Genomic DNA, 9,095 nt, shown 5'->3' with positions numbered 1-9,095 from the left:
CGGCCGGAGTGGCCGCAGGAGCGGACGCAGCGCCACCGGCGCTGATGCGGGCAATGACGGCGCCCGGTGTGACGCTGTCGCCTTCGGACACGACCAGTTCCGCGATCACGCCGTCGGCTGGCGCCGGCACTTCAAGGGCAACCTTGTCGGTTTCGATCTCGGCAATGGTCTCGTCTTTCTTGACGCTGTCACCGACCTTCTTGAGGAAGGTCGAGAGCGTGCCCTCGGCGACGCTTTCGCCCATGGTCGGCACAGCAACGTCCGTGAGCTTGCCGCCGGATGCTGCAGGCGCCGGAGCGGCCCTGGTTTCCTTGGCCGGCGCGGCTTCGGCCTTGGCAGGTGCTGCCTTGGCTGCGCCGTTGCCGGCATTGAGGCGACCGAGCAGTGCGCCGATTTCCACTGTATCGCCGACATTGGCAACGATTTCAGAGAGGACGCCGTCTTCCGGTGCGGAGACTTCGACCGAGACCTTGTCTGTCTCGAGTTCAACGAGCACGTCGTCGCGTTTGACGCTGTCGCCGGCGGCTTTCATCCATTGTCCGACGGTGGCTTCGGTGACGCTTTCGCCAAGTGTGGGAACTGAGATATCGGTCATGATGCAAGGTCCATATTGGAAAATTCCGGAAAAGAAGGATCAGACCGCGACAATCTTGTCGTCGACCGGGTCCGGCCCGAGGGCGGCGTTGAGGAAGGCGGCCATTTCGGCCTTGTGCTTGGACATCAGGCCCGTCGCTGTGGCGGCCGACGGCGGACGGCCAGCATAGCGTGGGCGTGGCGATTTCGCGTCGATCTGTGTCGCGCACCATTCGATCTCGTCACGGATGAAGGTCCAGCCACCCATGTTGCGGGGCTCTTCCTGGCACCAGACCAGTTCCGCGCCCTTGAAGCGCTTCAGCTCATTCATGATCGAGCGGCGCGGCACGGGATAGAACTGTTCGAACCGCATCAGGTAGACATCGTCGACGCCGGCCTCTTCGCGGGCTTCCAGCAGGTCATAATAGACCTTGCCCGAGCACATCACGACGCGGCGGATCTTGTTGTCATTCACCAGCTTGATCTTGCCTTCACGGCCCGGCGTCTCGGCATCATCCCACAGGATCCGGTGGAACGAGGACTTGGTCGTCATATCGTCGAGCGAGGAGGTCGCCAGCTTGTGACGCAGCAATGATTTCGGCGTCATGATGATCAGCGGCTTGCGGAAGTCGCGGTGGATCTGACGGCGTATGGCGTGGAAATAGTTTGCCGGTGTCGTCAGGTTGCAGACCTGCATATTGTCTTCGGCACACATCTGCAGGAAGCGTTCGAGGCGAGCGGAGGAGTGTTCCGGCCCCTGCCCTTCATAGCCATGCGGCAGGAGGCAGACGAGACCGCACATGCGCAGCCATTTGCGCTCTGCCGAGGAGATGAACTGGTCGAAGAAGACCTGCGCGCCGTTGGCGAAGTCGCCGAACTGGGCTTCCCACAGGGTCAGCGTGTTCGGGTCGGCGAGCGAATAGCCATACTCATAGCCCAGCACGGCTTCTTCCGAGAGCAGCGAGTCGATGACTTCGTATTGGGCCTGCTTGTCGCTGATATGGTTCAGCGGCGTATAGCGTTCGCCCGATTTCTGGTCGATGAAATGGCTGTGACGCTGCGAGAACGTGCCCCGGCCGACGTCCTGACCGGACAGACGGACCGGGAAGCCCTCTTCCAGCAACGTGCCGAAGGCAAGATGCTCTGCGGTGGCCCAATCGAGGCCCTCACCCTTGGAAATAGCGGTGGCACGGCCATCGATGACGCGGGCGAGCGTCTTGTGGATCTCGATATTGTCCGGAACGGTCGTGATCGACTGGCCGAGCTGTTGCAGGCGCTTCTTGGCGACGCCCGTCTTGCCGCGACGCTCGTCGTCTTCGGGCAGGCCGAGGCCTTTCCATTCACCGTCCAGCCAGTCGGCTTTCTTGGCCTTGAATTTCTTGCTCGCCTCGAATTCGGTGTCGAGATAGGTCTCGAAATCCGTGACCTGCTTTTCGACATCTTCGGCGGTCAGGACGCCTTCGGCAACGAGCCGCTGGCCGTAGAGTTCGCGCGTCGACGGGTGCGCCTTGATCTCATTGTACATGACCGGCTGCGTGAACATGGGCTCGTCGCCCTCATTATGCCCGAAGCGGCGGTAGCAGAACATGTCGATGACGACGTCTTTCGAGAATTTCTGGCGGAACTCTGTCGCGACCTTGGCCGCATAGGTCACCGCTTCCGGATCATCGCCGTTGACGTGGAAGATCGGCGCCTGGACCATCAGTGCCACATCCGACGGATAGGGCGAGGACCGCGAATATAGCGGGCTGGTGGTAAAGCCGATCTGGTTGTTGACGATGAAGTGGATCGTCCCGCCCGTACGGTAGCCGGACAGTCCCGACAGCGCGAAACATTCGGCCACGACCCCCTGCCCCGCAAAGGCAGCGTCGCCATGCAGCAGCAGCGGCAACACTTTTGTGCGATTGAGCGTGCCGGTTTCCCGGTGCAGCATTTCCTGTTTCGAGCGCGACTTGCCGAGCACGACCGGGTCAACGGCTTCGAGGTGTGACGGGTTGGCGTTCATCGAGAGGTGAACTTCGTTGCCGTCAAATACGCGGTCGGACGAGGCTCCGAGGTGGTATTTCACATCGCCGGAACCGAACTGGTCGGCGCCCTGCGTGTTGCCGCCCTGGAATTCGAAGAAGATCTGCTCATAGGGCTTGCCCATGACCGCTGCGAGCATGTTGAGGCGTCCACGGTGGGACATGCCGACGACGATTTCCTCGACGCCGAGCGCGCCGCCGCGCTTGATGATCTGTTCCAGCGCCGGCACGGCCGCCTCGCCGCCATCAAGGCCGAAGCGCTTGGTGCCGGGATAGCGCTTGTGCAGGAAGCGCTCGAAGGTTTCGGCCTCGATCAGCTTGGCGAGAATGGCTTTCTTGCCAGCCGTGGTGAAGGCGATGCCCTTGTCCGGGCCTTCGATGCGCTCCTGCAGCCAGGCTTTCTCGAGCGGATCGGAAATGTGCATGAACTCGATGCCGATGGTCGAGCAATAGGTGCGCCGGAGGATATCCAGCATTTCGGTGACATTGGCATAGTCGAGGCCGAGATAGCCGTCGATGAAGATGCGGCGGTCCATGTCGGCAGATTCAAAGCCGTAGGTGCCCGGGTTGAGTTCGGGCTGGTCGCCAAAATCCTCGATGCCCAGCGGATCAAGCTGGGCCGCGAGGTGGCCACGCATGCGGTAGGCGCGGATCATCATGATCGCGCGGATGGAATCCTTCACCGCCTGGGCGATGTCGGCTTCCGTGGCACCGGGCTTGTCAGCCTTGATCTTCTTTTCGAGCTTCGGATCGACGGCGGCCCAGTTGCCGTCGAAGGCGGCGGTCTCGTCGCCCTTTTTTTGCAGCGGCCAGTCGCCGCGCTTCCAGCTGGCACCGGCCGCATTGGCCGCTGCGCTGCCGGATTCTTCATCCAGCTCAGCAAAGAAGGCGCGCCAGCTTTCCGGCACCAGCGACGGATCGCGGGCATAGGTTGCCTGCATCTGCTCAAGCCACTGGGCCGAGCCGCCATAAAGGAATGCCGTGTCGAGCATCGCAGCATTGCCCTTGCTGCGTGCGCCATTCACCGGGCTGCCATCGTCTGCCATGTTTCATCCGTCCTCTGGACCAAATCGCTCCCCGACATATAGGAACGATATATTGCCTAGTTCCTATCGCTAGGAACTTTTTGCAGGACGGCCGACGAGGGTTGTGGACCTGGCCTCGCCAGACGGGCCTAGCGGCCGCCCTGGCTTTCTCAATGTCGGGCGACTTAGCCCTTCAGCAACTCGACCAGGGTTGTCCCTAGGCGAGCGGGTGATGGTGACACGCGGATACCCGCAGCCTCCATCGCAGCAATCTTGCTTTCTGCATCGCCCTTGCCGCCGGACACGATGGCACCGGCATGGCCCATTGTGCGGCCCTTGGGTGCCGTGCGACCGGCGATAAAGCCGACCATCGGTTTCTTGCGGCCTTTCTTGGCCTCATCGATGAGGAACTGGGCGGCCTCTTCTTCTGCGCCGCCGCCGATCTCACCAATCATGATGATGGACTTTGTTTCGTCATCGGCAAGGAACATTTCCAGCATGTCGATGAATTCGGTGCCTTTGACCGGATCGCCGCCAATGCCGACAGCCGTTGTCTGGCCAAGGCCGGCCTGCGTGGTCTGGAACACGGCTTCATAGGTCAGCGTGCCGGAGCGCGAGACGATGCCGACATTGCCCTTCTTGAAGATGGAACCCGGCATGATGCCGATCTTGCACTCGTTCGCCGTGATGACGCCCGGGCAGTTCGGCCCGATCAGGCGCGACTTGGACTTGTCGAGCTTGGCTTTCACGCGGACCATGTCGAGCACGGGCACGCCTTCGGTGATGCAGACGATCAGCGGGATTTCCGCGTCGATGGCTTCTTCGATGGCTGCGGCTGCGCCGGCTGGCGGGACGTAGACCACGGACGCGGTGGCGCCGGTGGCCGCCTTGCCTTCAGCGACGGTCGAGAAGATCGGCAGTTCGGTGCCATTATCGGCCTTCCACATGGTTCCGCCCTTCTTGGGGTGGATACCGCCAACCATCTTGGTGCCGTAATAGGCCAGCGCCTGGTTGGTGTGGAACGAACCGGTATTGCCGGTCATGCCCTGGGTGAGAATCTGGGTATTGTTATCGATAAGAATGGACATGAATATTCCTTAGCCGCGAACCGCGTTGACAATTTTCTGGGCCGCGTCGTCGAGATCGTCGGCGGAGATGACGTTGAGACCGGATTCGGCAATGATCTTCTTGCCGAGGTCGACATTGGTGCCTTCGAGGCGGACGACCAGCGGCACGGAGAGATTGGTTTCCTTGACCGCCGCAATCACGCCCTCGGCAATGACGTCACATTTCATGATGCCGCCGAAGATGTTGACCAGGATGCCCTTCACATTGGGGTCCTTCATGATGATCTTGAAGGCGGCTGCCACCTTCTCCTTGCCGGCGCCGCCGCCGACGTCGCAGAAGTTGGCCGGCTCTTCGCCGTAGAGCTTGATGATGTCCATGGTCGCCATGGCAAGGCCTGCGCCGTTGACCATGCAGCCGATCGTGCCTTCGAGGGCGATATAGGCGAGGTCCCATTCAGAGGCCTCGATTTCCTTTTCGTCTTCCTCGGTCTTGTCGCGCAGTTCCATGATGTCCGGGTGACGGAACAGGGCGTTGCCGTCGAAGCTGACCTTGGCGTCGAGAACGCGCAGGTGGCCGTCTTCCATGACGATCAGCGGGTTCACTTCCAGCATCGCCATGTCCTTCTCGGTGAAGGCTTTATAGAGGATCGGGAAGAGTTTCATGCCGTCGGCGCGCGCGGTGCCTTCGAGCTTGAGGGCGTCGCAGAGCTTGGACGCATCCGCTTCGGTGACGCCGCCATCAACTGGCAGGGTCATGATCTTTTCTGGCGTGTCGTGGGCAACCGCTTCGATATCCATGCCGCCTTCGGTCGAGACGACGAAAGCCACCTTGCCGGTTTCGCGATCAACCAGGATGGAGAGATAGAGTTCGCGGTCAATGTCGGCGCCGTCTTCGATATAGAGGCGATTGACCTGCTTGCCGGCCGGGCCGGTCTGCGCGGTCACAAGATGGTGACCCAGCATCTGCTTGGCATAGGTCAGCACTTCTTCCTTACTGAAGGCGAGGCGGACACCGCCCTTTTCGCCCGCATCGGCTTCAACGAACTTGCCCTTGCCGCGCCCGCCGGCGTGGATCTGGCTTTTCACGACCCAGAGAGGACCCGGCAGCGAGTCGACCGCTTTCTGGACGTCGGCGAGGGAGAGAACCGGTACGCCTTCGGCGACGGGGGCGCCAAAGGATTTGAGCACCGCTTTTGCCTGGTATTCGTGAATGTTCATATGGAAAGCCTTGATGGTTGTGTCGTGTGCAGGAGGGCCGCGCGCCGCCCCGCTAACAGTGCGGGCTGTATAACAGGGTTCTTCGTGCCGACAACTGGCTGGGTACGCGAAACTGGATGCAGCCTCAGGACTCTACGTCCGGATTGCGCGGATCGAGTTCGACGCCCGCCAGCGAGGTGGGCGTGATCGGCTTCCATTCCTCTTGCTGGGCCTCGGTCGGGGCCGCCCGCTGGCGCACCCGGACGACCATCAGGATGGCCAGGACGAACAACAGGACACCGGCAAGACCAAACAGGCCAGCCCGGTCGGCCACACGCATGGCGAAGCCGGACATGAGAGGACCGACAATCGATCCGGCAGCCCAGACGAAGAGTAGCCCCGACATGACCTGCGGCACGCGGCCGCGCGGTGTGCGGTCGATCGCATGGGCGACACAAAGGCCATAGAAGGACAGGGCCCCTGCCCCCCATATGGTGAGGACCGCAATCACCCCAATCTCACCCAGCGCGACGCCGAAGATCGCGATCAGGAGCGAGGCGACGCCGGACATTGTGCACATGCCCGCAATCACGAGCCGGCGCTCGATACGATCTGACAAGACCCCGGCAGGCCATTGCAGGACGAGGCCGCCAAGCCAGGCAGCCGCGACCGCGATGGCGACAGCTGCAGTGCCGCCGCCCGCGAGTTCAAAGCGTTCAAAATAGACGGGCAGAAGCGCCAGCGTACCGGTGTTGATAACACCGGCCAGAAGCACACCGATCACGGCGGCTGGAGCGATGCGGAAAAGTTCGGCGACCGGCATGGACTTGCGGTCCGGCGGGGCGGGCTCTTTCTGACGAGTCAGGCAGACCGGAACCAATGCGAGGGCGAGGAACAGGCCGGCCCAGGCGTATGCCCGGCCATCGAGCGGCGACATGCCAGCCACGAAGAAAGGCCCGATCATCAGCGAGAGCTTGGCACCGGTATGGTAGATGCCCATCACATTGCCGCGCGACTTGTCGGGCACGGCCTCGCCCATCCAGCTTTCGATGCTGGTGAACATGTAGGCAAAGGCGATGCCCTGCACGATACGCAAGAGCGCCCAGAATGCCGCATCGTGCCAGAGCGACAGGGCCAGGACGGCCACCGCGTTCATGGCTGAAGCGGCAGCGAACAGGCGAATATTGCCGAACTGGCCCAGCATGCGAGGTGCCGACCACGCTCCGATCATGTAGCCGGCCGCATTGAAACCGGCGATGACGCCGATTGTCTGCGGCCCCGACCCCATGGCCTCGAGGCCAAGCGGGGTGAGCATGCTGAGCAACCCGCCAGCGATCTGGACGATCATGACGGACAGGATCAGGACAAAGACATTACGCGTATCGGACATCAACTACCTGGAACCGTGCGAAGCCGGGTGTCCGGCGCACGTTGATTACTTGAACTTGACCGAAGTCTCGCGAACGGTTGCACCATCATTGGCCTTGATCGACAAGGCCGCTGTACCAGTCGCCCAATCAATATCGATGGCACCGAAATTTTCGGGCGGGTAGCCCGCACCGATCTGGGCGCTGTCCATCTCTTCGGTGGTTTCGGCGAAGGCGACGTTCAGCGACGAGGCCGTCAGTTCATAGGCCGGATAAGGCAGCACGCCGTCCTTGCGATAGAGAAAGGCCGTGTGGCGGTCGCCTGAGACGAACACAACGCCGTTCGCGCCGGTCTGGTTGATCAGCTCGTAGAGCCGCTCCTGCTCCTTGGGCAGGCGTGACCAGGCTTCCCAGCCATGCCCATCGGTGGCCATTACCTGGACCGACGAGACGATCAGGCGCAGGTCGGCCGGCTTCTGGAGCTGGTTTTCAAGCCAGGTCCACTGGTCTGCGCCGAGCATGTCCTGATGCGCGTCTATCGAGGGAATGTAGCGTTCCTTGCCTTTCACGCCCCATGCGTCTGTTGGAGTCAGCGGTGTGCGGAAAAAACGCGTGTCGAGCATGATGATCTGGGTCCGCTGGCCTTCAGGACCGAACGTGCGGGCATAGTATGTGCCCGGCCAGGCACCGACATCCTGTTTCTCAAGTCCCCAGAAGCGCTCGTGGATGCGTTCCGCCAGACGCCGGAAGGGAAAATCCTTGCCGCCATCATTGGCGCCCATATCGTGGTCGTCCCAAGCGACCATCATCGGATGGGCGGCGCGGACGGCCTGAAAGTCCGGCCGGGCAGCAAGATCGCTGAAACTCTCCCGCAGCTCGTCGAGCTCTGCCTGATTGACGGTATAATTCTTCCCATCACGATCGCCGTAGACATTGTCGCCAATCATCAGGAAGAGGTCGGCCTTTTCGCGAGCGATTTCCTCAAGCGCGGGCGCGACCGGCCTTTCCTCGTCCAGACACGAGGCGACGAGAATGCGGGAGAGCGGCTGATCGCTGCTCGGCAAGGGCAATCCTGCGGGCGCGCGCGGATAAAAGTCATCCGGAAGCGTTTTGTAATAGGCCTCGAGCGCCTCTTCGGCGCTGTCCGGGGCGCGGGTAATACCTGGAATGGAGATAGGCCGGGGAACCTGGCATGCGACCAGACTGATCAATCCCATCAGGACGATTGCGCGCTTCATGGCTGTTCTCCCGCATTCTGCCGCTCACCTTACGTGTAACGGGCTTCGGCGCCAGCCGTAAGACAGGAAAGGGTCAAACGCCGAAGAAAATCGACCACATCATCCGGCCGGGCAGGAAGCTGAACAGGCCTGCAATGGCCATGCCGCCGACGAACATGCCCGTCATGTGTTTGCGATGGGCCTTGATATCGTGGCGGCGGGCGGCGGCGACGCCCATGGGCAGGACGATAACGGCCCAGGCCGATATGGCGTGAATGACGCTAAAATTATTGCCGTTCAGGCCGACGAGGAAGAAGGAAGAGATGGCCGTGACGCTCATTGTCGCGACCCAGCCATAGCCGAGTATGCGGTGCAGGCGGCGGCCTTTGACGCCCAATAGCAAGAACGACCCGATCGCAAAGGAGGCGATGGCACCGGTGACGTGGGCCTTGAGGACCCAGGGCGAGCGAAGAAGCGGGGAGATATCAAGGCGAAACTGCAGCGGCGGATGTGCCGACGATGTGAGGGTCGCATAGCTCAGCGCGGCATAGACCAGGAGCGCAATCGCGAAGATGACGGTATGTTTGCGGGCCTTGAGACGGGTGCGCAGAGGGCGGGGTGAGGG

7 protein-coding genes are annotated in these 9,095 nt (G+C 61.8%); all 7 read right to left on the bottom strand.

From position 1 onward, the window contains the following. The coding region (locus AADA04_RS09270; RefSeq protein WP_340692976.1) for a biotin/lipoyl-containing protein at positions 1-595 on the bottom strand (595 nt) is incomplete at its 3' end. 39 nt (positions 596-634) lie between these two features. Then, entirely contained in the window at positions 635-3,643 is a 3,009-nt protein-coding gene (locus tag AADA04_RS09265) for a 2-oxoglutarate dehydrogenase E1 component (RefSeq protein WP_340692975.1), read from the bottom strand. Positions 3,644-3,807: 164 nt separating this feature from the next. Further along, positions 3,808-4,710, bottom strand: a complete 903-nt coding sequence (sucD, locus tag AADA04_RS09260) for a succinate--CoA ligase subunit alpha (RefSeq protein ID WP_340692974.1) — start codon at positions 4,708-4,710, stop codon at positions 3,808-3,810. A 9-nt stretch (positions 4,711-4,719) separates the two neighbouring features. After that, positions 4,720-5,907 (bottom strand): ADP-forming succinate--CoA ligase subunit beta, encoded by a 1,188-nt coding sequence (sucC, locus tag AADA04_RS09255; RefSeq protein WP_340692973.1) that lies wholly within the window; start codon positions 5,905-5,907, stop codon positions 4,720-4,722. Positions 5,908-6,031: 124 nt separating this feature from the next. Further along, positions 6,032-7,276: an MFS transporter gene (locus tag AADA04_RS09250; protein ID WP_340692972.1), complete on the bottom strand. Its 1,245-nt coding sequence runs from the start codon at positions 7,274-7,276 to the stop codon at positions 6,032-6,034. 45 nt (positions 7,277-7,321) lie between these two features. Then, positions 7,322-8,491: an alkaline phosphatase D family protein gene (locus AADA04_RS09245; RefSeq protein WP_340692971.1), complete on the bottom strand. Its 1,170-nt coding sequence runs from the start codon at positions 8,489-8,491 to the stop codon at positions 7,322-7,324. Positions 8,492-8,564: 73 nt separating this feature from the next. Beyond that, on the bottom strand, positions 8,565-9,095 hold a 531-nt coding region (locus AADA04_RS09240), incomplete at its 5' end, for a DUF2306 domain-containing protein (RefSeq protein ID WP_340692970.1).

It is taken from the genome of Hyphomonas sp., from assembly GCF_037969335.1.
In the GTDB taxonomy this organism is placed as follows: domain Bacteria; phylum Pseudomonadota; class Alphaproteobacteria; order Caulobacterales; family Hyphomonadaceae; genus Hyphomonas.
Note: the sequence above shows the minus strand (reverse complement) of the source record. Positions and strands in the feature narration are given on the sequence as shown.

Coding starts and splice junctions, on each gene's coding strand:
- AADA04_RS09265 (WP_340692975.1), bottom strand. CDS start 3,643: ATGGCAGACGATGGCAGCCCGGTGAATGGCGCACGCAGCAAGGGCAAT.
- AADA04_RS09250 (WP_340692972.1), bottom strand. CDS start 7,276: ATGTCCGATACGCGTAATGTCTTTGTCCTGATCCTGTCCGTCATGATC.
- AADA04_RS09245 (WP_340692971.1), bottom strand. CDS start 8,491: ATGAAGCGCGCAATCGTCCTGATGGGATTGATCAGTCTGGTCGCATGC.
- sucC (WP_340692973.1), bottom strand. CDS start 5,907: ATGAACATTCACGAATACCAGGCAAAAGCGGTGCTCAAATCCTTTGGC.
- sucD (WP_340692974.1), bottom strand. CDS start 4,710: ATGTCCATTCTTATCGATAACAATACCCAGATTCTCACCCAGGGCATG.